Annotated in this window: 28 protein-coding genes and 1 pseudogene; 14 read left to right on the top strand and 15 right to left on the bottom strand. The window is 40.7% G+C overall.

From position 1 onward, the window contains the following. Positions 1-127: 127 nt before the first annotated feature. On the bottom strand, positions 128-751 hold the full coding sequence (locus tag V7L12_RS20285; protein WP_335086944.1) for a chemotaxis protein CheB: 624 nt from the start codon (positions 749-751) through the stop codon (positions 128-130). 242 nt (positions 752-993) lie between these two features. On the opposite strand from V7L12_RS20285, the gene V7L12_RS20280 reads away from it, so the two are divergent. Beyond that, positions 994-1,683 carry a Crp/Fnr family transcriptional regulator gene (locus V7L12_RS20280; RefSeq protein ID WP_335086942.1) on the top strand — a complete coding sequence of 230 codons (690 nt, stop codon included), beginning with the start codon at positions 994-996 and terminating at the stop codon, positions 1,681-1,683. Positions 1,684-3,112: 1,429 nt separating this feature from the next. Next, positions 3,113-3,499: an SMU1112c/YaeR family gloxylase I-like metalloprotein gene (gene gloA2, locus V7L12_RS20275; RefSeq protein ID WP_335086940.1), complete on the top strand. Its 387-nt coding sequence runs from the start codon at positions 3,113-3,115 to the stop codon at positions 3,497-3,499. 271 nt (positions 3,500-3,770) lie between these two features. Here gloA2 and V7L12_RS20270 read toward each other — a convergent pair whose 3' ends face one another. From V7L12_RS20270 to V7L12_RS33275, 5 genes and pseudogenes are all read right to left on the bottom strand, one after another. After that, positions 3,771-4,367: a hypothetical protein gene (locus V7L12_RS20270; RefSeq protein WP_335086938.1), complete on the bottom strand. Its 597-nt coding sequence runs from the start codon at positions 4,365-4,367 to the stop codon at positions 3,771-3,773. A gap of 570 nt (positions 4,368-4,937) precedes the next feature. After that, positions 4,938-5,846, bottom strand: a complete 909-nt coding sequence (locus V7L12_RS20265) for a hypothetical protein (protein ID WP_335086936.1) — start codon at positions 5,844-5,846, stop codon at positions 4,938-4,940. A 217-nt stretch (positions 5,847-6,063) separates the two neighbouring features. Beyond that, positions 6,064-6,270, bottom strand: a complete 207-nt coding sequence (locus V7L12_RS20260; RefSeq protein WP_335086934.1) for a Uma2 family endonuclease — start codon at positions 6,268-6,270, stop codon at positions 6,064-6,066. Positions 6,271-6,319: 49 nt separating this feature from the next. After that, on the bottom strand, positions 6,320-6,811 hold the full coding sequence (locus V7L12_RS20255; protein ID WP_335086932.1) for a hypothetical protein: 492 nt from the start codon (positions 6,809-6,811) through the stop codon (positions 6,320-6,322). A gap of 78 nt (positions 6,812-6,889) precedes the next feature. Then, positions 6,890-6,976: pseudogene (locus V7L12_RS33275) on the bottom strand (toxin-antitoxin system HicB family antitoxin); the annotation flags it as partial. A 189-nt stretch (positions 6,977-7,165) separates the two neighbouring features. Here V7L12_RS33275 and bioU point away from each other — a divergent pair. Together bioU and V7L12_RS20240 are read left to right on the top strand one after the other, a co-directional pair. After that, positions 7,166-8,185: a (S)-8-amino-7-oxononanoate synthase BioU gene (gene bioU, locus V7L12_RS20245; protein WP_335086930.1), complete on the top strand. Its 1,020-nt coding sequence runs from the start codon at positions 7,166-7,168 to the stop codon at positions 8,183-8,185. Between the two features lie 333 nt (positions 8,186-8,518). After that, entirely contained in the window at positions 8,519-9,451 is a 933-nt protein-coding gene (locus V7L12_RS20240) for an alpha/beta fold hydrolase (RefSeq protein ID WP_335086928.1), read from the top strand. A gap of 35 nt (positions 9,452-9,486) precedes the next feature. Here V7L12_RS20240 and V7L12_RS20235 read toward each other — a convergent pair whose 3' ends face one another. Next, positions 9,487-9,852, bottom strand: coding sequence for a BON domain-containing protein (locus V7L12_RS20235; protein WP_335086926.1), 366 nt, complete (start codon positions 9,850-9,852; stop codon positions 9,487-9,489). Positions 9,853-10,121: 269 nt separating this feature from the next. Between V7L12_RS20235 and ilvN the strand changes: the two genes are divergently transcribed. Continuing rightward, positions 10,122-10,640 (top strand): acetolactate synthase small subunit, encoded by a 519-nt coding sequence (ilvN, locus tag V7L12_RS20230; RefSeq protein ID WP_335086924.1) that lies wholly within the window; start codon positions 10,122-10,124, stop codon positions 10,638-10,640. Between the two features lie 186 nt (positions 10,641-10,826). Here the strand turns inward: ilvN and V7L12_RS33270 are convergent, their stop codons facing one another. The 5 genes from V7L12_RS33270 to V7L12_RS20210 all read right to left on the bottom strand — a co-directional run bounded on the left by V7L12_RS33270 (position 10,827) and on the right by V7L12_RS20210 (position 13,981). Continuing rightward, a complete protein-coding gene (locus V7L12_RS33270; RefSeq protein ID WP_442947903.1) occupies positions 10,827-10,961 on the bottom strand; it encodes a PIN domain-containing protein in 135 nt (44 codons plus the stop codon). A gap of 101 nt (positions 10,962-11,062) precedes the next feature. Then, a complete protein-coding gene (locus tag V7L12_RS20225; RefSeq protein WP_335086922.1) occupies positions 11,063-11,398 on the bottom strand; it encodes a hypothetical protein in 336 nt (111 codons plus the stop codon). Between the two features lie 535 nt (positions 11,399-11,933). Next, complete coding sequence (locus V7L12_RS20220; RefSeq protein WP_335086921.1) at positions 11,934-12,245, bottom strand: hypothetical protein; 312 nt, start codon at positions 12,243-12,245, stop codon at positions 11,934-11,936. Between the two features lie 23 nt (positions 12,246-12,268). Continuing rightward, positions 12,269-12,499 (bottom strand): PPC domain-containing protein, encoded by a 231-nt coding sequence (locus V7L12_RS20215; RefSeq protein ID WP_335087194.1) that lies wholly within the window; start codon positions 12,497-12,499, stop codon positions 12,269-12,271. Between the two features lie 111 nt (positions 12,500-12,610). Further along, positions 12,611-13,981 carry a calcium-binding protein gene (locus V7L12_RS20210; RefSeq protein WP_335086919.1) on the bottom strand — a complete coding sequence of 457 codons (1,371 nt, stop codon included), beginning with the start codon at positions 13,979-13,981 and terminating at the stop codon, positions 12,611-12,613. A 1,108-nt stretch (positions 13,982-15,089) separates the two neighbouring features. On the opposite strand from V7L12_RS20210, the gene V7L12_RS20205 reads away from it, so the two are divergent. Then, positions 15,090-15,506, top strand: coding sequence for a ribosomal maturation YjgA family protein (locus tag V7L12_RS20205; RefSeq protein WP_335086916.1), 417 nt, complete (start codon positions 15,090-15,092; stop codon positions 15,504-15,506). Further along, positions 15,484-15,711 (top strand): DUF167 domain-containing protein, encoded by a 228-nt coding sequence (locus V7L12_RS20200; protein WP_322670473.1) that lies wholly within the window; start codon positions 15,484-15,486, stop codon positions 15,709-15,711. The genes V7L12_RS20205 and V7L12_RS20200 overlap by 23 nt, the downstream gene beginning before the upstream one ends. Positions 15,712-15,833: 122 nt before the next feature. On the opposite strand, the gene V7L12_RS20195 is transcribed toward V7L12_RS20200, so the two are convergent. Then, positions 15,834-16,445 carry a glutathione S-transferase family protein gene (locus V7L12_RS20195; protein ID WP_334822443.1) on the bottom strand — a complete coding sequence of 204 codons (612 nt, stop codon included), beginning with the start codon at positions 16,443-16,445 and terminating at the stop codon, positions 15,834-15,836. Positions 16,446-16,644: 199 nt separating this feature from the next. Here V7L12_RS20195 and V7L12_RS20190 point away from each other — a divergent pair, with 199 nt between their 5' ends. The 4 genes from V7L12_RS20190 to V7L12_RS20175 all read left to right on the top strand — a co-directional run bounded on the left by V7L12_RS20190 (position 16,645) and on the right by V7L12_RS20175 (position 19,076). Beyond that, a complete protein-coding gene (locus V7L12_RS20190; RefSeq protein WP_335087192.1) occupies positions 16,645-17,370 on the top strand; it encodes an SOS response-associated peptidase in 726 nt (241 codons plus the stop codon). A 149-nt stretch (positions 17,371-17,519) separates the two neighbouring features. Next, positions 17,520-18,041, top strand: a complete 522-nt coding sequence (locus tag V7L12_RS20185; protein ID WP_334822439.1) for a photosystem I assembly protein Ycf3 — start codon at positions 17,520-17,522, stop codon at positions 18,039-18,041. Positions 18,042-18,171: 130 nt separating this feature from the next. Beyond that, positions 18,172-18,462, top strand: coding sequence for an Asp-tRNA(Asn)/Glu-tRNA(Gln) amidotransferase subunit GatC (gene gatC / locus V7L12_RS20180; RefSeq protein WP_292856937.1), 291 nt, complete (start codon positions 18,172-18,174; stop codon positions 18,460-18,462). Between the two features lie 353 nt (positions 18,463-18,815). Continuing rightward, the gene (locus V7L12_RS20175) at positions 18,816-19,076 is read left to right on the top strand and encodes a MoaD/ThiS family protein (protein ID WP_099103963.1); all 261 of its coding nucleotides are present in this window, start codon (positions 18,816-18,818) and stop codon (positions 19,074-19,076) included. Positions 19,077-19,144: 68 nt separating this feature from the next. Here the strand turns inward: V7L12_RS20175 and V7L12_RS20170 are convergent, their stop codons facing one another. Together V7L12_RS20170 and V7L12_RS33265 are read right to left on the bottom strand one after the other, a co-directional pair. Continuing rightward, positions 19,145-20,002, bottom strand: a complete 858-nt coding sequence (locus V7L12_RS20170; protein ID WP_335086914.1) for a lysophospholipid acyltransferase family protein — start codon at positions 20,000-20,002, stop codon at positions 19,145-19,147. Positions 20,003-20,250: 248 nt separating this feature from the next. Next, positions 20,251-20,412, bottom strand: coding sequence for a hypothetical protein (locus tag V7L12_RS33265; protein WP_442947900.1), 162 nt, complete (start codon positions 20,410-20,412; stop codon positions 20,251-20,253). Between the two features lie 239 nt (positions 20,413-20,651). Here V7L12_RS33265 and V7L12_RS20160 point away from each other — a divergent pair, with 239 nt between their 5' ends. The 3 genes from V7L12_RS20160 to V7L12_RS20150 all read left to right on the top strand — a co-directional run bounded on the left by V7L12_RS20160 (position 20,652) and on the right by V7L12_RS20150 (position 23,445). Then, on the top strand, positions 20,652-21,101 hold the full coding sequence (locus tag V7L12_RS20160) for a hypothetical protein (protein ID WP_335086910.1): 450 nt from the start codon (positions 20,652-20,654) through the stop codon (positions 21,099-21,101). A 302-nt stretch (positions 21,102-21,403) separates the two neighbouring features. Continuing rightward, positions 21,404-22,432, top strand: coding sequence for an Npun_R2821/Npun_R2822 family protein (locus V7L12_RS20155; protein ID WP_335086908.1), 1,029 nt, complete (start codon positions 21,404-21,406; stop codon positions 22,430-22,432). A gap of 65 nt (positions 22,433-22,497) precedes the next feature. Beyond that, positions 22,498-23,445, top strand: a complete 948-nt coding sequence (locus V7L12_RS20150) for a glycosyltransferase family 2 protein (RefSeq protein WP_335086906.1) — start codon at positions 22,498-22,500, stop codon at positions 23,443-23,445. The last annotated feature ends 31 nt before the right edge of the window (positions 23,446-23,476 follow it).

Raw genomic sequence — 23,476 nt, 5'->3', positions numbered from 1 at the left:
GCCAAAACTGCCTATTTACAGCTATTTTCAGGTAAATAGACCACGCGGTAGGGGCGCAAGGCCTTGCGCCCCTACAACAGATGTGGTTCAAATACATGAAAACTGCTGTAATTAATATAATTACTCTTTATACTACTAATTCCATCATTACCAGGCTGCACAAGCTATTGGCAATCGCCTCTGGAGTCAGAACAAAATCTACTTTCCCGGTGTCAATAGCAGCCGAAGGCATATCGAAGTACCCCGAAGTAGTTTCATCTTGAGCAATCGTCATGCCGCCATACTTTTTCATTGCCATCACTCCTAAAGCACCATCTCTGCCACACCCACTTAGGACAACACCAATCCCTCGAATTCCGTAATTAAGTCCTACCGACATGAATAGTTTATCTACTGAAGGGCGAACAAAGTTCATCTTTGGCGACTCTAATAGAGACAGACTACCGTTAGCATCGACTACTACGTGCCGATCTGGAACATAAGTATAAACTGTCCCTGGACGCATTATTTGCCCTGATTTTGCCTGCTCTACCCGCAAGGCTGTGTAGCGGCTGAGGATATGTGCCAGACGACTATGGTAGAGAGGATTCATGTGCTGAACTACAATAATCGCCGCCGCGAAATTTGCTGGTAAAGCCGACAAAATTTCGATGATTGGCTTTTGCCCCCCCGCAGAAGCTCCAATCGCCACTATGTTATAGGCAACATTGGGGAAGTGTGACAAAATTCGGTGTCGTTGTTGTAACGCCATTTTTTCTTTACAAGTGCTTAGCGCTCAGTAGCGATTGTCTAATTACTATTGAAGCAGCTTCACAAGTCACACTGCTATGTTATATAACTAACATACAATTATTATATGTTGTTTAGGCAACATATAATATTTACAAAAGATAAATCTTTTGTCAGAGGTTCTTGATTGCTACCGCTTATTTAATACAGATAACACTGGCTTAAACAGCCTTTTACTATCTGTGTATCAAGCATTCTGCACTTGTGAAAAACCAACTTTTAGCTGCCCTACCCCCTGAGGAATACTCTCGTCTTGCTCCTTATATGGAGGTTGTCTCTCTAGAGTTGAGGCAAGAACTTTATTTACCTAACCAACCAATTGAGCACGTCTATTTTCTCAACTATGGCGTAGCCTCTATGCTCACAGTGATGATGGACGGTTCGGCAATCGAAGTGGCTACGGTGGGCAATGAAGGAATGGTGGGTCTTCCAGTATTCCTGGGAGCCGATAAGATTCCGGGCGAGTGTTTTATCCAAGTTGCTGGCTCTGGCTTAAGGATGAGAGCAGATGCATTTAAAACTCATGTCACCGTAGGTAGTTCGTTGTACCAGATTGTACAACGATATATACAAGCGCTGTTTAATCAAATTGCCCAATCAGCTGCGTGTAACCGCCTGCACTCAATAGAACAGCGAATGTGCCGTTGGCTGCTGATGACTCTCGACCGAGTAGAGACAGACACTTTTTCACTGACTCAAGAATTTCTCAGCATAATGCTAGGTGTGAATCGCTCCACTGTTAGCCTCAATGCCTCTATTCTTCAGAAAGCGGGACTAATTAACTATAGTCGCGGGCAAATGACTATCCTTGACCGCTTAGCTCTAGAAGATATCACCTGCGAGTGTTACCTAGTTGTCAGAGCGGAGTTTGAGCGTTTGCTTAACAACAATTAAGGTTATTGGCTTCATGTTTGGATCTGCACACGAAGCCCCAAGAGCCAAAACTACGTGCGCGTAAATGCACCAATCGCACTCCCCTTAAAAAGGCTTGCTCTAGTTCCCTCCAATTTATCGGAGGGTTAGGGAGGATCAAGCCTTAACTGAACTGTATTGTTTTATAAACAAATCCCTGATTAACATTATTTAGGCATTAATTCTCATTTATGCCTCGTCAAATCCTTGATCATTCATATCTGAGGATTCAGGCTAAACTTGTGCATTCAATTGAGTAGTCGTGGTTCAATCAATGTGTTTAGCCTTAGTTTTCAATGACTGGTTCACCGCTTCAAACCCTTGTCAATCGCTTATATTTAACCAATAAGCCAGCATCAGCAGTAAGCCGTTGAAAAATTCTTGCTGAATCAACTGATCGCGACGCCGAATAGCGTTCGCGCAGCGTCTCGTAGAGAAGCGTTAGCGAGTCTTGCCTACGGCACGCTGGCGCGAACGAGCGTCATAGCCCGCACTTCGACAAGCTCAGTGACCATCGTAGACATCGCAAGCTTTCGGCTCAACCATACACCAAAATCAATACGTGAATTACTTAAATAAATAAGCAAACTGGGGTTTGAGAAAGCAATATCTCCTTTTGCTTGCTAAATCTACCGAAATGAGAAAGCAAACTGGAGTTTGAGAAAACAATATCTCTTTTTACTTGCTAAATCTACCGAAATGAGAAAGCAAACTGGAGTTTGAGAAAACAATATCTCTTTTTACTTGCTGAATCTACCGAAATGAGAAAGCAATCAGGCATTTTGAGTAAACAATCAAGCATTTTGAGTAAACAATATGCCTTTTTGCTTATTGAATATGAAGTTTTGAGAAAGCAATAAGCCTTTTTGCTGATTAAATATAAATTTTAGTTAAATACGCGAAAAGTTAGACATCAGGCAACAGATGATTTCTGCATCTTCAGCTTCAGACATCGCAATTTCACCCACATGAATAATAGACCTCTTGCATAAATCAAAAATAAGAACCCCACCCCGCCAAAGCTACGCTTCGTCTCCCCTCCCGAAGAGCGGGGAGGGGTTGGGGGTGGGGTGTTAGGGACTTTTGCAGTATATTGCTTTATGCTATTGCTTATTTTAGTTTCTTACTTGCGCCCAATTTTATATAGCGGTTCTCAATTGCATAGAATATAGACTTAACCCCTAGCCCCTTCCCTACTAGCGTTGGGGAGTAAGATTCAAAGCCTCTCCCCTTTTAGGAGAGAGGAATGGAAGTGAGGTCAAAGTGTATTGCATTCAAACTAAAATTCATATTAAATGTAATTTCTCAAGTTAAACTTTGGTTTAAAGGTGGGTAAACTTCCGCTATAGTGTACTAGTAAAATTCTGCTAAAAGTGCTAACGGTAAATGATTGGTAGCTTGAGAAGTACACATGAAAACCACTGGCATTCATCATGTAGCGATTATTTGTTCTGATTACGATCGCTCAAAAAATTTTTATGTAGAAGTTTTAGGCTTTTCGATTATTCAAGAGACTTTTCGCGCCGCCAGAAATTCTTATAAATTAGATTTACAAGTTACAGAAAATACTCAAATAGAACTATTCTCTTTTCCAAACCCTCCAGAACGGCCTAGTAAACCAGAGTCTTGTGGTTTAAGACATCTTGCTTTTCAAGTTGATGATGTAGAAGAAACTGTTTTTTATTTAAAATCCAAAGGGTTAGAGGTAGAAAATATCAGAGTTGATGAAATTACAGGCAAGAAATTTACTTTCTTCAAAGACCCAGATAATTTACCATTAGAAATTTATGAGCGTTAAAATTACTGCTGACAGGCAAAGTTGTCATTGGCAGGCGAGTAATGGTAGTTCAATTCTGGTGCTTCTGCCAAAAGGGAGACTGTATTCAATCAGACTCCCTTTTTTTCTTGAACATGACTGATTTAGTCTAAACTCCAGTTATTCCGTAGGAATAGATTACTTGTCGTAACCGTTTGACAAGGGGTTTATTGACAGCTTTGATACTTAGGATAGTGCGATCGCTTCTGTACAAGAGAAGTTTAGTGCTGATGATGAAGGCAGAATTTGCCTGTTACTGCTTTTTGTCTAGTGGAACCAAAATGTAGGTTGTCTGGTTATTAGGTATATTAGCGTTCTGACTAGCAGATGGAGTGTCATCCTCAACTGCACTCTTGTCTACGTCCACTGTACCTTTTACAGTGTCTTTAACACCTTCAGCTGCACCCTTAACAATATCCACTGTATTTTTTATAGTATCGTTAACGCCTACAGCTGTACCTTTAACAGCATCCACTGTATCTATTGCAATGCTGTTAACGTCCAAAGCTGTATCTTTAACAGCATCTCCTACATCTTTTACAGTTTCGTTAACACTGTCAGCTACAGTCTTTATTGCGTTTCCTACATTTTTTACAGTTTGATTAAAACTCCCGGTGGCACCCTTTACTGCATTTCCTACACTTTTTACAGTTTTGTCAACTTTTTCGGTTGTACCCTTAATAGTTAAAGCCGCAGCTACTGCACCCAATGTAGCACCAATGAGCGCTCCAAATGCTACTTTAGCTAAATTATTATTCGTGCTTTGACCTGCTGTATAATTATTGGCTTGATCTGTAGGGATATCAATATTTCCTTCAGGCTGCTCTGAAAACTGTTGATTTGCATTCATAATAATCTTCTCTTTTGTAATAAGACAGAAAAACAATACCTAGACGTTTTTTTCCTAGTCTCGCGGAGTTTAAGTTGGAAAAACGTAAGTTGTCTAGTAACTAATAATTCATGAACTTTCTATGTTTGCAGGTAGTCCTTAAAGTAGAAGGAATAAGTATATAGCGGTTCCCGATCTAGTGAGGTACCTTTTAAAAGCTACTACCCTTGATAAAAAAGATTTGGGTGTACTTCATCTGCTTAGGAAACGCTATATGTCCTTTGAAAAAAGCAACTATTGCTTATCCTTAATCTTTAAAAACTACTTTATTAGACTTCTCTCAGCTACAAACTCAGAAAATTATTGGTTTGCAATCCTATGCGCCTGTTTCTAAGAGTCACTAAAGCCGAGCAATTTTTTCTGAAAAGGAGTCTTCTTTAACAGAAGCTATTGGTATTCATTCATTTATAGACATAAGCGACTTTCCAAAAACCCCCTTTGTCTGGTCTGAATCTGGAATATACAAGGTCGAGGTACGGTCTATATCTCCTATACCAATTTCATCATTCTTGATTTACGGGTTAATTGCAACTATCTCCGCTTATATTGATTGCTCTGATTTTCAGATGGTCTAGCATTTTCTGCTGTATCCTTTGCTTTGTCCGCAGCACTTTGTACAGCTTCATTAACACCTTCTGCTGTACTCTCTACTGAGTCTAGTGTTCCTACAGTGGTTTCCTTGGCTACGTCAGCGACATTTTCTGCTGTATCTTTTGCCTTGTCCGTAGCACCTTGTACAGCTTGATTAAGACCCTCGGCTGTACTTTGTACTGTGTCTAGTGTTGCTACCGTGGTTTGCTTAATTCCCTCAGCGACATTTTGTGCTGTATCCTTTACTGTGTCTCCAGCAACTTGTACAGCTTGATTAACACCTTTTGCTGTACTCTGCAATGCGTCTAGTGTTCCTACAGTCGTTTGCTTGGCTACGTCAGCAACCCCTTCTACGGTGTCGATTGTACCACCTACAACAGCTTGGATAGTACCCTCAGCGACACTCTTTGCCGCGTCTCCTAGACCTTTTGCTGTTTGACCAAGACCATCACCAATAATCTTTGATGCGTCTCCTATACCTTTTATAGTGTGGTTAAAGCCTTTACCTATTCTTTTACCAGCGAAAGCGCCAGCTAATGAGCCTAACGTAACACCAATGAGTCCTCCTATCAGTGCTCTATTTAATGTAGGATTGCTACCTCCGTTTGCTGGACGAACATCGGATTGAGGCGTAATTGTAGGAGCATTTGCAGGTCTAGATACTCCAGCATCTATGGTTGTGTCAGTTGAACCAGCATAAGATTGACCTGCTGTTGTACGGTTAGCATACTCGATTTCAGATACTCCAGCATCTATGTTTGTACTAGTTGAACCAGCATAGGATTGACCCGTTGTCGTGCGGTTAGCATTTTCAACCTGTTTGTCTAAAGCTTGCTTACTCTCAACCATATCAATAATCTCCTTGATTAAAACTAGATAGCTGTTAGTTATTTCTAATACCTAATCTAGCTAGCACAGAGTGCAACTTAATCACTCTAAAGAAACACATATAAGGTGAAATGACTGGAGTTTAGACTAAAAGCGATATGAGAGAATGCAAATCAAATGGAATTAGAGATTAAAAATATTATCTTGTCAGCCTCAAAGCATCCGCGACCTTTAATAATTATGTAGTGTATCTGCTACAGAAATCAATACAATAATGATGATTATAGATGCCAATTTGGGTTGCAAGTTTGCCACTCACCGTTTCATGCGGGCCAGTGGGTTCCATGTCAATTAGTTCTCCATCTGCTAGTTCATAGCGGGGATTGTCTTGGTATTGGGAGATAAAATCTTCAAATGTGAGGGTTTTTGGGGAGATATATGTCATGAAAGTCAATCTCCTGAAAGCAAGTTGTTTTGATTCTAAGTCAACTTTACTACATAAAATTTATCTGGTTGTTTGGAGGACAGTAAATACTTCTACCAAAAGAATCGCCAGTTTCTGCATCCGTTACTTCCACAAGTTTAGCGTTATTAGTACAGACACTTCTACCTTTAGACATTCTCAACTCTCCTTGGACAAAACCAGTTACTATCCACACCATTCGGTTGTTAGAAATCGATGATTTGTATTCTCCTGTTTTGGCTGCAAATTCGTCATATATTGTAAGTTTTGCTTCTGTTATTTGCATCTTACTAGACTTTTTGATAACGCTTTCAATCGTCATCAAACGGCTTGCTGGTAAGCTATTATTTGCAGGATATATTCGTACTTTTGAGTTGAATGGTATTGGTTGATTGACTGGCTTTGTCTGTACTGGTTTAGCTATGACTGTCTGTACTAGCAATAAATTAGTGGTGCTAGCAAATATAAAAGCAGATAATGAAGTTATTGTAAAAATATTAAACATAGTGCAAATACGCTTCATAATACTCAAAATCCTAACAACTTCATATCACTTTAAGCGATCGCTCCGATGAGTGTTTGCATCATCGCCCGATAAACTCTATTCTGTCAGAACATCAAGTTTAGCCAGTATTCTTAAGCCTTCCTCTCGGTTGCCAGTTGCGACCATTGCTTTAAATCTGGTATATTTTCAGTCAAAAAACTCAAAAGCGATCGCTCAGAGATAAATATCTGCAATATCAGGCTAAAGAACCCAGGATAATGAATCATAATTAATCTCTATAGCTTTGAGTTATCAGCCATCAGCCACCAGTTACCAGCCGGAAGCTGAGATGCGGAATACTCAAGGCTTTTGATTCAACTTAACGAATTAACTATGAATTCTGAAAAAATCAAAAATTCTCTAAATATTTCGCCAGCGATACGTGTGGGAGTATTGGGTTTCGGCGGACTCGGACAAGCAGCCGCTAAGGTAGTTGCTGGCAAACGAGAAATGATTTTAGTTGCAGCAGCAGATCATAAAGGCTACGCTTATGCTGCTGACGGTTTAAATACTGAAGAATCCATTGCAACCTATCAGTCCCAAGGTTCGGTGGGTTACTTAGAGCCAATTGGTACATTAACAAATCAAAGTATTCAGGATTTAATCGAAATAGCTGAAGTAGATGGGTATTTTTTGGCTTTACCCAACCTGCCTAATGACTTTATTCCCACTGTCGCCAAAGAATTTATCAAATCTGGTTGGCGTGGGGTACTAGTAGATGCGATTAAACGCACCACTGCTGTAGAACAACTCCTAGCGATGAAGGAGGAACTGCAAGCCGCCGGGATTACCTATATGACAGGATGTGGTGCTACCCCTGGACTATTAACAGCAGCAGCAGCTTTAGCCGCCCAAAGCTATGCCGAAATTCATCAAGTTGAAATTACCTTTGGGGTGGGAATTGCGAACTGGGAAGCTTACCGCGCCACTGTTCGGGAAGATATCGGCCACATGCCTGGTTACACAGTAGAAGTTGCTAGGGCGATGACTGACGCCGAAGTAGAAGCACTACTAGATAAAACTAACGGCGTGCTGACCTTAAAAAATATGGAACACGCTGATGATGTGATGTTAGAAGTAGCGGGGATAGTGGGGCGCGATCGCGTTACAGTTGGTGGTGTAGTCGATACCCGCAATCCCAAAAAGCCCCTCAGCACCAATGTGAAGGTAACAGGACGTACCTTTGAAGGGAAGATTTCTACCCATACATTTACTCTCGGAGATGAAACCAGTATGGCTGCAAATGTCTGCGGTCCTGCTTTCGGCTATCTCAAAGCTGGTAGACAATTGCACCAACGCGGCATCTATGGAATATTCACCGCTGCCGAAATTATGCCCCAATTTGTTAGGTAAATAGGGAATAGGGAATGGGGCATGGGGAATGGGGAATGGGGAATAGGAACAAGAGTTTTCCCCTCAGCAAGAACAGCACCCCGCCTCTGTGCCTCTTTTCAATAGACCTCTTGCATAAATCCAAAATAAGAACCCCACCCCGCCAAAGCTACGCTTTGTCTCCCCTCCCCGCTTGCGGGGAGGGGTGTTAGGGACTTTTGCAAGAGGTCTAATGCCCAATGCCCAATGCCCAATGCCCAATGCCCAATGCCCAATGCCCAATGCCCAATGCCCAATGCCCAAAAGGTATTTTTCTTATAATGGTATTTCAGCGCTGATAAATTGGAGGTAAGTGTGACCACTACGGTACACTGGCAGGAACGGGTTGGTAATCAAAGAGATTGGATTTGGCGTGGCTGGCAAACCCGCTACACTTACATTCGCCCTAGCCAAAATCACCACAATACAACACCCCTAATTCTGTTACATGGCTTTGGCGCTTCCATTGGTCATTGGCGACATAATTTAGAGGTGTTGGGTGAGCATCACACAGTTTACGCCATAGATATGTTGGGTTTTGGCGCTTCTGAAAAAGCCGCAGCTAATTACAGCATCGAACTTTGGGTTGAGCAGGTTTACGATTTCTGGAAAACATTTATCCGTCAACCAGCGATATTAATAGGCAATTCCAACGGTTCACTGATTTCGATGGCCGCCGCCGCCACTCACCCCGATATGGTGCGGGGTATGGTGATGATGAGTTTACCCGACCCGTCATTAGAACAAGAAGCAATTCCTCCTGTACTGCGTCCACTCGTCACAGCAATTAAAAATGTTGTTGCTTCGCCGTTGATACTTAAACCTGTGTTTAACTTCGTGCGCCGTCCTGGGGTGCTGCGTCGCTGGGCTAGTCTCGCCTACGCTAATCCAGAAGCGATTACCGATGAACTGATCGAAATTTTAGCAGGGCCTCCCCAAGATCAGGGTTCTGCGAGGGCGTTTAGTGCTTTGTTTAAAGCTGCGATCGGAATTAATTTTAGTCCCAGTGTCAAGACAGTTTTACCAACCTTAACAATTCCCATGCTTTTAATTTGGGGACAAAAAGACCGATTTGTTCCGCCAGCCCTGGCTAGCCAATTTGCCCAATATAATGAAAAGTTGGAACTGCTGAATATGGAGGGTGTCGGGCATTGTCCACATGATGAATGTCCAGAACAAGTTAACCAAGCGATTTTAGATTGGATTGAAAGATGGGTTGGCGATCGCCAACCATTGGTTGTTTCCTAAATATTATGCAATGGGAGCGATCGCATCAGCAGTACCTAGCCAATCGTCGCCTGGTTAGTGTCAACATCTGTAGCACCATTTACAGAACCCGCCACAGAAATCATTTTGTTGAGAATTTCTTGACTGGGGACTTTACCTTTCAACACCACAGTGCTACCCGTCTGAGCAACCCAAAGGGTATTAACATCGTCGAGTTGGGGGTCTTGATCAAATGCCAACGCAACCCGCTTTGCTAAACCACTTTGGTCATATTCTCCGCTTAATCCTAGACGTTCTGGGGGTATTGATTGCGTAGCACTAGCGACATCACTACTAGGAGCTTGCTGTACAGCCTGTGGAGCCGGATTTACTTCTGCATTTTGAGGTTTTTCCATTCCAAACAATCTTTTTAACCAACCCATAAAAAATTTTCTCCTATTAGAGGCTTATCAAATCTGAGTATAAAAGCTTTACAAAAATGCTGCATCTACCAACAAAAAGATATACATTCAATCAAATTCTTGCTTGCAGTATGATTTCTAAACAATTTCTCGATTGAGAATGCAATGAGTGCAGCTGTTAAGTTTACAATAGGAGGTCGCACTGAAAATTTAGTGCGGTAGTAGGTCTAGCGTTGCCCTTTGCTAGTGTCTGCATTACTCAATTCCTGCTCTAGCCTCTGTTGGCGAAGATGAAACATACCCTTTCAGTTCTTGTAGAAGATGAGGCGGGTGTTCTTTCCCGCATTTCTAGTTTATTTGCGCGTCGCGGCTTTAATATTGAAAGCCTTGCTGTTGGTCCTGCTGAACAAGGAGGAGTCTCCCGAATTACAATGGTTGTACCTGGTGACGATCGCATTATCGAGCAACTTACTAAGCAACTGTATAAGTTAGTCAATGTCCTAAAAGTCCAGGATATTACCGAAACCCCTTGTGTAGAGCGAGAATTGATGCTTTTGAAGGTGAATGCTAGTAGCAGCAATCGCTCAGAAGTAATCGAATTGTCTCAGATTTTCCGGGCGCGAGTCGTGGATGTGGCGGAAGATTCTCTCACCTTAGAAGTTGTGGGAGATCCAGGTAAAATGGTAGCGATCGTGCAAGTGTTGCAAAAATTTGGTTTGAAAGAAATCGCCCGCACTGGCAAAATAGCCCTGACTCGTGAGTCGGGTGTGAATACCGAGTTACTCAAATCTTTGCAAGCAAAGGTTTAGTTGGGAATTTAAATTAAGACTCAGAAATACTCAACCGCAGTAGAAGTCATAGTGGCAATTGTTACTATGACTTCTGCTTAGGGATTAGCAAAAAAATAAGACGTTACATATTTGCGGGATGATTTTGCTAGTTTTGTGGGATGGCATGAGCATCCCTTATATTTCGGGGCGCTCATGTTGACTACCCTACAAGCTGCTGGTTTCAAAGAACTGGTTAAAGTTTTTGCGTTTCAATCCCTCTTTGAGTTTTTTATCCCCTGTCCACAAGAAGCCCTTTAATTCCAATGTTAGTGCTAAGTGGGGGGTATCGCTTTCATCAATATCTTTACTATAAATAGCTTACTTTTCAACTTGAGCGATCGCTTCTTCTGGCGATACATTACCATAGATGACAGACATAATCCCTGGCAGGTATTCATCCATCATCGTGACTGTGAAGGTTCAGGTATAGCTAGACCAGCTTCCAAAAAGCTATATTGCTCAGGAGTTATGGAAATGGGTGTAAAGCCATAATGACGAGCTAAAGCCGCGACTGCACAGACAGGTGTTTCAAAGTCTGGATAACTAGGAGGATGAAAATTCATCCACTCATCTTCATCTTCCGCCATCCAAAAATTAGCAATCTCCTTCAAAGCTTCTTCTGTCTGACTATGGTCTTGGGCTGGGATACTTTGAGCAAGCTGTAGCCAAGCATTATCTTCTTCATTACTTGTACTTTCTGGTAGATTAGCAGCAGTAAAGTTCCCTTTGACCAACATCCAGAAAACCTGCTCTGATTAGGAATGCTTGGAGCGATTTGGGCAATATTTTATTTCAGATATACCCAAAATATTCAAGCAAGTTTTGAATTGTTTTTCTACTTATTTTGTGCTGATTTTATTGCTGGAATAGTTGGTCTAATTATTAGTATTTTATTTAAGTCGATACTTTATTAAAGTATCAGGTTTGCAACGGACATTATTAGAAGGTTCTTTGAGAGAGAGTACGCTAGTAGTACTTATTTTTTCATGCTCAAATAGCAATAGTCAATGTTTCGCTCTCTAGTGGTCAAACTTTTAGCTATTCTCATTGCTGCACCTTTCTTATTGTATTTCTTGTGGAAACTTTAGATTACTGATACCAATTCTCTATGAACCCATATAGAGTAAAGCTTGATGAAACAGAGCTTCAAGGATGAAGTCATAACTTGTTAAAGAGGAGATTGACTCAAAAGATAATTGTGCTAATTTATCTTGAACCCGTTGACGCAATTGGTCTGTTTAGGGAATCAAAATTCATGCAAAATAGTGATGTCTATATTGGGTAAAAGTCTATTTTGATGTATAACTGCATCAATTTCTGCCGATGTGGTCTGCTATCTTGTAATGCTTCATAGATGCTTGGCCATTTACGTCTAAATATTGGTGATAGCGATAAGTCTGCCAAACTGTAGGCGTTACGAGTTAGCAATATTGCATCTGTTAATTCAAAAGTAACATCATCTGCTTTACCTAAATGTTTGTATGCTGCTTGACGAAATTCCTGGAGTTTGGCAAATTTCATATTGGCAGGTGAGGGTAGGTAGTTCAACTCTGACGCTTCTGCCAAAAGGGGGTCTGTGTTCAATCAGACTCCCCTTTTTTTCTTGTTCATTCCTCATTTAGTCTAAAGTCCAGGTAGTACGTACCTGCACCCAGGGAACTGGTAATTAATGACGAATTGCTACCGCCACTATCGTCGGTCGTTTCCAGTAAATTCTCAATCCCATTATCATCAAACAGTCCGAGAACTGTATCTCCCGATGTCACTGTCTTAATAGTGACAGTTCCTGGATTTGCTAAAGAAAACTTAAAAAAGTCGAAATCGGAACCGTCCCCCAGTTGAACTGTAGCAATCTGGGTTGAAACATTAATGTTTGAGCCTGATGATAAGGAACCTAATCCTTCAGCGGTAGCCAGTGTGTTGTTTGTACCTTCTCCAGCATTTTCCCCCTAAAAGAAAAGGAAGTCATCACTATCAAGTTTGAGATTGTTTTTCCCCAACGCAATACCTATGATCTCATCTGGTTCTGCTTCCGGTTTGTTTGAGAAGATTCGTGTGTTGCTTCCAACAACTTGCAGGCGGTAGTCCTGTAAAGATCCTTTGAGTTCAATTCGATCTTGGCTAGAGTCGAAGTCAATAATAGTAGCGTAGTCCCCAAAACCAGGATTTACGCTGTTGTTATCATCGTAGAAAATATTTACAGCGTCCCCCAGGATAAATCTATCTGCTCCAGGCCCGCCAGTTAAGGTATCAGTTTCCCCTAATCCAGGTGGAAGCGGACTACCAGGAAAAGTACCAATGAGGATATCGTTTCCAGATCCCCCATTGAGTATTTCATTACCCGGCCCGCCTTGTAGGCTATCATTACCGTCCTCACCATTGAGGATATCATCGCCATTACTACCGTCTAGCGTATCATCACCTACTCTTCCATTTAGAGTGTTATTAGAAGTATTACCAAAAAGAAAGTTGTTAAGACTGTTACCTGTCCCAGTAATGTTGCCACCTTCTCTCAGCCTCAGGTTCTCCAGATTGGCTCCTAGTGTGTAGTTTACAGAAGACCGGACAGTATCTATGCCTGAATTCACAGCCTCTGTAATGGTATCAAGAGTAGTGTCAACGATGTAAGTATCGTCACCTGCTCCCCCATTCAAAGTGTCAATACCTAAACCGCCATTAAGTGTGTCATTGCCATTATTGCCGGATAATTGGTTATTTTGGTTGTCGCCAGCAATGCTGTCATTTCCATTTGTACCGATGACATTATCAAAGTTGACAGCGGTAAATGACAATGTTCCCAAACCAGGAACGTTATTGGCAGCTAAACTTTGGGTTTGCAGGTTAGCGGTGATAAATACCCCAGCCAAAGATTGGGATGCATCTATGGTATTGTTGGCAACCTTAGCATTAGCAATAACCTTTTCTACTTTAAAGAGTTGGTCTTTTCCCAATCCCCCAGCTTTTTGAATGGTTCCAACACCTGACAAGGTAATACTTTGACCTAATTGACTGTAATCTGCGGTATCAATGCCATCTCCACCATCAATGTTGTCGTTACCCTGACTGCCTTTGAAGGTGTCACTGCCTGCACCACCTTTTAAAGTGTCGTTTCCTGTGCCCCCATCAAGTGTATCATTGCCATCTCCACCGCTGAGACTGTCGTTTGCCGTCCCACCTGCGAGGGAATCGTTACCAGCCAAACCATTCAAGATATCGTTACCGGAGGTACTATTGGCATTACCACCACTAGCCCAACCAACTATGGTGTCATTTCCCGAACTCCCATTTATCGTGTCAGGATTTGTAGTACCGAAAGCCATATTATCTCTCCTAAATTTCTCACTAAATATGTAAGTTCAGCATCAATCAAAAAACTATTTATCAGTTAAATGTAGATTACTTGTAATTTGCGTAATTTTATGTTAAAAACATTAACTATTTAGTTAGGAGCTTCTCAAGAAAAAATATCCAATTACTTCCTGTGGGCTGATCCGAAAAGCCAGCCCTCGGTTACGAACGAAACACATACCTAAAAAATCAGATAATTTATTTCCTGACAATCCATTAAATTGATTACGCAAATGATTAAGTAATTAGATCAAATATTTTGGTTTTTTTCCAACTTTTTGAATCCATGCTGTAATTATTTAATTATCATGAGGCACAAGGTTACACAAACTTCTTTACTAAATCTTCAAAATACTTAATAGATCCGATTCATAATACATTGATATATGTTTGTAAACCTTAAATTAAATCTTTTTTAAAATCTACTGATTTATTTGGTTAATGTTGCCAGTTTTTTTAGCTTGATGGGTTTATCATTAAGTTAGGTTTCGATATCATTTATTTTTGTTAAAAAAATATTGTATTTTATTACAACAAACCATTTATATATTAAAAAAATAATTTTTAAATAGATAAGTTAAATTGATGTCTCTCCAGAAGATTTTTATGCTTAATAACACTTGAGCTTTACATAAATTTTATATACTTTTTTGGAAATTAGCGATCTCTGCGGTTTTTGCTAGTCTACGCATACCCACAAAAACCATCTAAACAAATGTCGATGGAGAAAAGCCGATCTCAAACACATGTTTGAGATTGTGTACTAACGAAAGTAATAGAAAAGTACTAATTTCAGATAAAAACTCATGCACCAAGCTGTAGGATGATAAATATGAATATTTAGTCATATATTGCTTCCTCCAGATCAATACATCCCAAATCTGTATTTGGAGCAATAGCCCATGTAGGATTGAAAGGGGACTGAAGCCAAACCAGAGCGCGTAAATTGTGGACTCTTGAAAATTTGAATGGAGATTCAGACCTCAACCAAATCTTACTTATATTTTCTTCCCTAGTACCCAGCCGAGACTTATAGTCATTCCGCTGCTAAAATCTTGCATAGTCTCTAGTCTATAGAAAATGCTTCGATACCGTAACCAAACAATATTTATTATTATTTCTGCACTCATCGTTGTACCGATAGGATTTTTGTTTAAGTATTATAATGGGCCTGCCCATAACTGGTTTAATGATTACGGAGCAGCTGTATTTTACGAAATATTTTGGTGTCTGTTCGCATTTTGGTTTTTCAGAAGTCGGGCAGCGGTAATCCAAATTCCTATATGGGTTTTTGTCATCACCTGTATACTAGAATTCTTGCAACTTTGGCATCCGCCACTACTAGAGCAAATTCGCGCCACCTTGATAGGTAAATTGTTACTTGGTACGACTTTTGTTTGGTGGGATTTTCCTCATTATGTATTGGGTTCTGTTTTAGGCTGGTTGTGGCTGCGACAATTACACGGAATAGGTTATGCAAAAAAAAGTCAAGGTTAAACCTAATTCAAAACAGCAAAAAATTGAAGAACAACCTGATGGCAGTCTAACTGTTTATTTAAAATCGCCCCCAGTTGATGGTAAGGCTAATGAAGAGTTAATTAAACTACTAGCAGATAAATTTGATGTACCCAAGTCTCATATCAGAATTAAGTCAGGTTTCTCCTCTCGGCAAAAGCTGATGGAAATTGATCCGAATACCTAACTGCTGCTTAATAATATCTTTTTTGAAGATTTTGCTGCCTTCTGAATGTGAGCTACATTCCACCCAGGACATTCTCTACTATAGACAATAAACGAGAGATATAAACTTGCAAAATCTAATTTTTATGCCTCTGTAATACTGATATACCTGGGTTGAGTTTTGACTTTTTCTATCCAAGCTTGGATAGCAGGATATTGTGTTAAATCAAACCCACTTTCATCAGCTACATGAGTGTAAGCGAACAAGGCAATATCAGCAATCGTATAACGTTCTCCCACAAAAAAATCTTGAGAAGTTAAGTGTTTATCCATCAAGTTAAGTGCTGCATAGCCTGGTTCACGTTTTTGTTTGATAGCTTCACTATATTCTTTAGTTTTACCTAAAATAGAAATCCAAAATCTTGATGTAGCAATAAAAGGCTCATGGCTATATTGTTCAAAACATAACCATTGCAGCACCTGCGCTCGTAAAAAGCGGTCATAAGGTAAAAACTCTGTACCTTCACTCAGATAAACCAATATGGCATTTGATTCTGCTAAATATTTCCCTGGCTCGATTTCTAGAACAGGTATCTTACCGTTAGGATTTTTACTTAAAAATTCTGGTGTTCGAGTCTCACCTTTTAAGATGTTAAGCTCTATCCTCTTAAAAGGCATACCTAGTTGTGTCAATAAAAGACGTATCTTATAACCATGACCAGAAGGTAAAAAATCGTACAGATGCAGTAGTTCCATGTTAAAATACAGTTAGTAATATGTTGATAAGTGAGGGTTCAAAATACAATATCTTACCAAAAGATTTTCCCAAAACCGGATATTTTTTTTGTATTTAGTATCTGAACGTACTACAGAAAATTATTCGATAAAATAAAAAAAAATATTATTTATTTCTAGATTGAGATGTTTAATTTAGTTAATGGTCGAAAATAAAACTATGTGTGGAAGATTTACTCTAAACCAGTCGGCAGCAGGATTATCTGAAGTTTTCCATATCGAGTCAGTTCCTGATTTAGCAGCCGAATATAACATTGCACCTACGCAAATGGTGGCGACAGTGTTACAAAATCCCGAAAGCGAAAATCGGGAATTTAAGCATTTGCATTGGGGATTAATTCCGTCATGGGCGAAAGATGCAGGAATGGGGGCAAAGCTGATTAATGCTAGGGCAGAAACTGTTGCCGAAAAACCTGCTTTTCGTTCGGCTTTTAAGCACAGACGCTGTTTAGTGCTAGCTGATGGCTTTTATGAGTGGCAACGCCAACAAGGTAAGAAGCAGCCATTTTATTTTCGTCTTCAAGATGGGCAACCCTTCGGTTTTGCAGGTTTGTGGGAGAGATGGCGATGCCTCCGGCAACCCGAAGCGGGAACGCCTGCTAACGAAGAAATAATCTCTTGTACAATTTTGACAACGGCAGCTAACGAATTACTCCAACCCATCCACGAGCGGATGCCAGTGATTCTGGAGCCAGAAGATTACGATTTATGGCTAGATTCCCAAGTGGAAACGGCCCAAACCCTACAGCAGCTATTGCGTCCCTATCCAGCGCCAGCAATGATTGCATATCCAGTTAGCACCTTGGTAAACAACTCTCGACATAATAGTTCAGAATGTATCGTACCCCTCAGCGAGAAGAATGCCCCCGCAAATCAGTTAAATTAACTATTGAGTGAACTAGGGGATTGGGGAGATGAGAGAGATGAGGGGCAGGGGAATAGGGGGACAAGGGGAACAAGTTTACCTCCATTGTCTCTGCCCAATGCCCAATGCCCCATGCCCAATGCCCCAATGCCCAATATCCAGAGAGAAATATGCCAAGAACACAAAAAAACGATAATTTTATTGACAAATCCTTTACTGTGATGGCGGATATCATTCTAAAGATCCTGCCAACCAACAAAAAAGCTAAAGAAGCGTTTGTTTATTATCGAGATGGTATGTCGGCCCAAGCGGAAGGGGAATATGCTGAGGCGTTGGAATACTATGAAGAAGCTCTAACACTAGAGGAAGATACCAACGATCGCGGCTATATTTTCTACAATATGGGGCTAATTTATGCCAGCAATGGCGACCACGATAAGGCTTTAGAACTATATCACAAGGGAATTGAGTTAAACCCACGTATGCCCCAAGCCTTGAACAACATCGCTGTGATTTATCACTACCAAGGTGAAAAGCAGAAAGAAGCTGGAGATAACGAGGCTGGCGAAGCGCTTTTTGACCAAGCAGCAGACTATTGGATTCGTGCTATTCGCATGGCTCCCAATAACTACGTCGAAGCCCAAAACTGGCTGAAAACCACCAAGCGATCGCAAATTGACGTATTCTTCTAAAAGTGATGAGTTAGGAATTATTAATCAATCAATCCTAACTCCTGTGCAGACGCGATAATTAATCGCGTCTCTACTCCTCACTTCTGTACAGACACGATTAATCGCGTCTCTAACTCCTAACTAAAAAAAGATGATTGACCAAGAACAAGTTCACAAAGTAGCTAATCTTGCTCGTTTAGAATTGACTCCAGAAGAAGAGGAACAATTCACTACCCAGTTGGGAAGTATTCTGGACTATATCGAACAATTGAATGAACTTGATGTTAGTAATGTGCTGCCAACAACACGCGCAATTGATGTCAGCAATATCACACGAGAGGATGAATTGCAACCCTATCCTGACCGGGAAAGTATTCTCAACAGTGCACCTGAACAGGAAGGTGAATTTTTTAAAGTACCAAAAATCCTCAATGCTGAATAGTCAAACAATTTGGGATTTTAGATTTGCAATTTTAGATTGACGATAGCGCACCGTAAAGCCTTCTCTTCTCACAAAGGGAGACGCTACGCGTAGTTCTTGCTTCCACAAAGTGGTACGAGAGGCTTGTCTGCGACACTTGCAAGAGTACGCCAACGGCATGGCAACTCTTAGAGATGCTACCGCGTAGCTTGCTTCTGCGTAGGAGTACGCTTAGAGCAAGTCTTAACAGCGTATACTTAGATTTGTTTCACGCACAAGGGGCGGCGAAGCAAAACATACATAAGTTATCTTTAACATTTGTTTACATTATTGGCAATATTAAAACTCTTGCTCGTACTGCCAAAGTATGTTCTATGTCTAAATCTGTAATCACCGTTACCGTCAAATTGTTCGCTGCTTATCAAGAAGCCTTTAGGGTTTCGGAACTAGTGCTGGAATTTCCTAATAGTATGCCAGTCAAAGCAGTATGCGATCGCCTCATAGCTGAACACCCTGAACTCTCACAATGGCGTGATATAACCCGTTTTGGGATTAATTTGATATTTGTCGAACCAGATACCCTACTACAAGATGGGGATGAGGTTGTGTTGATTCCACCAGTCAGCGGCGGCTAGGAAAACAGTTAGGAGTTATGAGTTAAGAGTGATAAATTAAAGATTCAAAACTTCTAACTCATAACTATTCAAAGAGAATTGTTCTTAGCAGTTAGCTGTACTAAGTTATCTAACTCTTGCTGCATTTGACTAACAACTAATTCATAACATTCATTGATATAGTAGCGATCGCTAGCTGCTTCAGGGCCGTAGCGTTCAAATACAATTGGCGGACAAACCCGCGTGTAGATGGGCACTGGCAATGGAATATTGGGCAACGGGCCAATTGCTAATCCCCAAGGCAGTCCGAGATAGATTGGAAAAACTTCTGGATCGATACCTAATAGCCAAGGCATTCCCCACTCATGGAGTTGCTGCACAACTTTGTAGCAGTCAGCAATTATAATGAGTGTATCGTGAGCGCCCCAGGAAATCATAGGCACAATCGGCACATTTTCCCGTAACGCTAACTTGATAAATCCTTGTCGCCCCGCCAAGTAGATTTTGTTACGTAAATAATTCGGTCGGAAGAGATCTTCGGCTCCACCGGGATAAACTAGTAGACTCGCTCCAGAGCGTAAGGCAGTGTAAGCCATTTTTGGATGAGCGAAGATTGCTCCAGCCTTAGCGACCAGTTGCGCTAGTGGCGGGCTAACTTGCCAAACCTTGGGATGCATCAAACCATAAACTGGTTTCTCTACACCAAATCTTCGGAACCAGTCGTACATCATCATTGACATATCAGGGGCCGCGAGTCCCCCATTGTGCGAACCAACAAGTAAGACTTTTTCTTGGGGTGGAATATTATCCCAGCCACTAGTTTGAACTTGGAAATAGTACTGATACAAAAAGCCAAACAGCGGCATCAGAGATTCTATGAACTTTGGATCTCGCTCATCCAAAGACCAACCGGGTTTTTTGTTTAAGAAATGTTGCTTTTTTGACATTGATGCATTCTAACAGCATTGGCAAAGTTCAAACAATCCCTTGTTTAGATATAACTCAATACGGTTGGGTTAAAGCTAAAACTCTGTAATGAACTACCCCGCCCTACTACGCCCGTGGGCGGGGTTTCTACATCCCCACAGAGCAAGATTTCTGACGCTTCGCGCACCCCAGTTAGAGTCGATGCCCGTGTTACCACGGGACACCTCTCCTTCAGAACTGTACGTGCGGCTTTCACCGCATACAGATCCTAGTCGATTTCTAGTTTCGCATCATTGCGATTTCGAGCTACACGAGCTTCTCTGTGGATAGGCTGGTGCTGGTGGCAATGGCGGTGGATGGTTTTGCAGATGAAGACTAAATCATCTGCGTACCTTAAGCAAGTGATTTGGTTATCTCTACCCTTAAACATTCCGTCCGTTACTTCTTCGATTCTGTTGAGTGCTATGTTGGCTAAGAGTGGGGAGATTACATCCCTAACGTTGGCGATTTTGTTGAGTGCGATCGCAGCAGGCGCTTGGTTGATCGGAAATGCTTTGGATGAATGAAAAATTCAGGTTTATGTCAGGTATCTACTTCTCAATCGGCAAGATTGGCTTTTCCACTTGTCATATATTTGGTAGAGTACTTAAGTACCTTTTTGTATAAGCAATGACTCAAAAAGCTGCCTTATCTCGATTTGCATTAGGATTTATTGCAGGCTTTGTGTCTGTTTTGCTATTTCATCAAGGTATGTTGGCGCTGCTATATGCAGTGAATTTTACACCTCGCACCCCTTATTCAACTGCACCAACACAACCATTAGGAATCCCGCAAATTTGGTCAAATGCTTTCTGGGGAGGCATTTGGGGACTGACTTGGGTAGTAATTGCACCTCGTTTTCGACATGATAAAAACTATTGGTTAGCAGCCTTAGTATTTGGTGCAATTGCTCCGACGCTAGTGGCTTGGTTTGTGGTTGCACCACTCAAGGGTCAACCCATCGCTGGCGGTTGGAAAGTTGTGGGAATAGTCACAGGTTTATTAGTTAATGGTGCTTGGGGTGTGGGAACCGCCGGGTTGCTGAGATTATTCTCTAGGAGGCAATTGTTTAACAGCTAGGTTTTAGGCACTTCTAAGTAGGTGGGTAATGTTAGTATCATCCAAACTAACCAAAATAGCTTGCTCCTTATTTTCAGCATAAAGTTAAAAATGTGTATATTATTATTTGAGAATAATAGGTCAAAAAATAGCGATCGTATTATTCGCATTAGACCAATTCTGTATAAAGATGTGTAGAAATAACCCCACCATCTGCGGCACTTCCCGCAAGTTCGGGAAGGTTGGGAGGGGTCGAAATGATGTGCAGCTTCACAGAGAATTGGCTTTACTCAGTAAATCAAAGATCAAAATAATTTATTACAATGGATAATTTTGGGATTTATACACTTGCTAATGACGTGGTATTTGACCAACTAGTAGCTTTGCTAAACAGCATTGAGGTGAATGTTAGTTCAGATATTCCTATTTGTATTATTCCCTATGATGACCGCTTAAACCGAGTTAAGCAGGAAATACGTTCTCGACCTAATGTCACCCTGTTTGACGATAAAAGCTCGATCAAAAAATGGGAGGATTTTGCCATTCAAGTTTGGAACGCTTATCCAAGAAATAGCCGAAAAAAGAAAAATTCTATCGAATGGAACAAAAAAAATAATTTAATCAGAAAAATGTCTGTTTTTGATGGAGAGTTTGAAAGATTTGTATTTTATGATGCTGATAGTTTGGCAATGAATAAGCTGGATAAGGTATTAGAAAAACTAGACCAATACGACTTTGTGTTTGATGACTGGGAACACGCAAAACAAACTTCAGTTGCAGCTTTCAACTTGCCAAAGTTAGAACAAAAAATGTCTTTGCCTGAATCTGAAATCAGACGAGAAATACACTGTTCTAGTTTTTTTGGTTCAAAAAAGGGTATTTTAGGCATTGAAGAATTAAAAATACTCAAAAAGCGATTGATAGAAGATAAAGAAGTCGAATGGATTAACGAAATCGCTTGGTGGTGTGACGCAGATTTATTTAGTTACATGACTTTCAGAATTGCGCGACCACTATTTAACTTTACACTCAGTCCCGATGGCGAAGATAGAACTGGCAACTGTGCTAATGCAAATCCATTTGTGAATATTGATAATGTTCTTTATAATCAACAGGGATTAAAACCAATTCATCGCCTTCACTATATGGGCTATTCTGCTATTGGATTTGCCCGCTTGTGTAAAGGTGAAGATGTTGATATTCGTTACAAAAATGAATTTTTACACTATCGCTTTCTGAAGCAACCAGAGAAAAAACCGAAGCGATTAAAGCCACCCACCATAGCGGCTAGAAGCAATCGATTTATCAAAAAACTTTTGAATAAAATTAATCAAACTATTTCCTACACTTAGCTTTTGCCCAGCCTTGCTCATTAAGCGTTTAGTTAGTGAGCAATGTCCACTCTCATCTTGCAAAAATGCCTAAAGTTAGTGTTTCCATTCCCACGTTTAATCGAGTTAATTTACTGCCTTTCGCAATTGACAGTGTACTTAACCAATCTGAGCAAGACTTTGAGCTAATTATTTGTGATGACGGTTCTAGCGATGGTACGCCTGAATTGATGTCACAGTACACAGACAACCGGATTAAATATATCCGTCATCAGCAAAATATTGGTAAAAGTAATAATATGCGCTCTGGCTTTGATGCTGCCAGTGGTGAATATTTTATTAAATTTGATGATGACGACAGGCTAACACCCGATTTTATCGCAAGTACAGCAGCTATTCTTGCTGAAGACTCTAGCATTGATTTTGTTGGTACAGACCATTGGATAATTGATATTAACAATGTGCGAGATGAGGCAAAAACTCAAGAAAATTCTCATCGCTGGGGTAGGAAGAATTTACCCGCAGGTGTTGTAAATAATTTGTTGGAAGTTGCATTTATTCAGCAAAGTTTTCAAGTTGGGGCGACATTATTTCGCCGTAAAACATTGCAAGAATTAGGATATATGCAGCCAAATCTGCAAAATTGTGAGGATAATGATTTATTTGTGCGTCTGGCTTTGGCTGGAAAAAAAGGCTATTACTTACCAGAATTATTGATGGAATACCGCTCTCATGCAGAGCAGCAAGGTATTAATCGAGCTATTCCTTATTTGTTTGATAAAATTCAGTATTTAGAAAGTTATAAGTTTGAGTCTGAAAAATTAGAGAAAGTCAGAAAAAATCGTTTAACTGAAACGCAATTATTATTAGGTTTGCGTTTAATTGAAAAGGGTGAAACGCAGAAAGGCAGAGAGCTAGTTTTAGCAGGACAATCTTTTTCGACTGCTAAAGCTTGGACTGGTTTAGGATTATCGTTGTTACCAGTTGGCTGGCGAGGTAAGGCATTTAATGCACTACGACAGATGCAGGGTTAGAAATTGACATATTGTGCAACTGACTTTTGAC

The sequence above is a fragment of the Nostoc sp. genome, from assembly GCF_036918245.1.
Lineage (GTDB): Bacteria > Cyanobacteriota > Cyanobacteriia > Cyanobacteriales > Nostocaceae > Nostoc.
The sequence above is the reverse complement of the archived record's forward strand: the minus strand, read 5'-3'. Positions and strand labels throughout refer to the sequence as shown.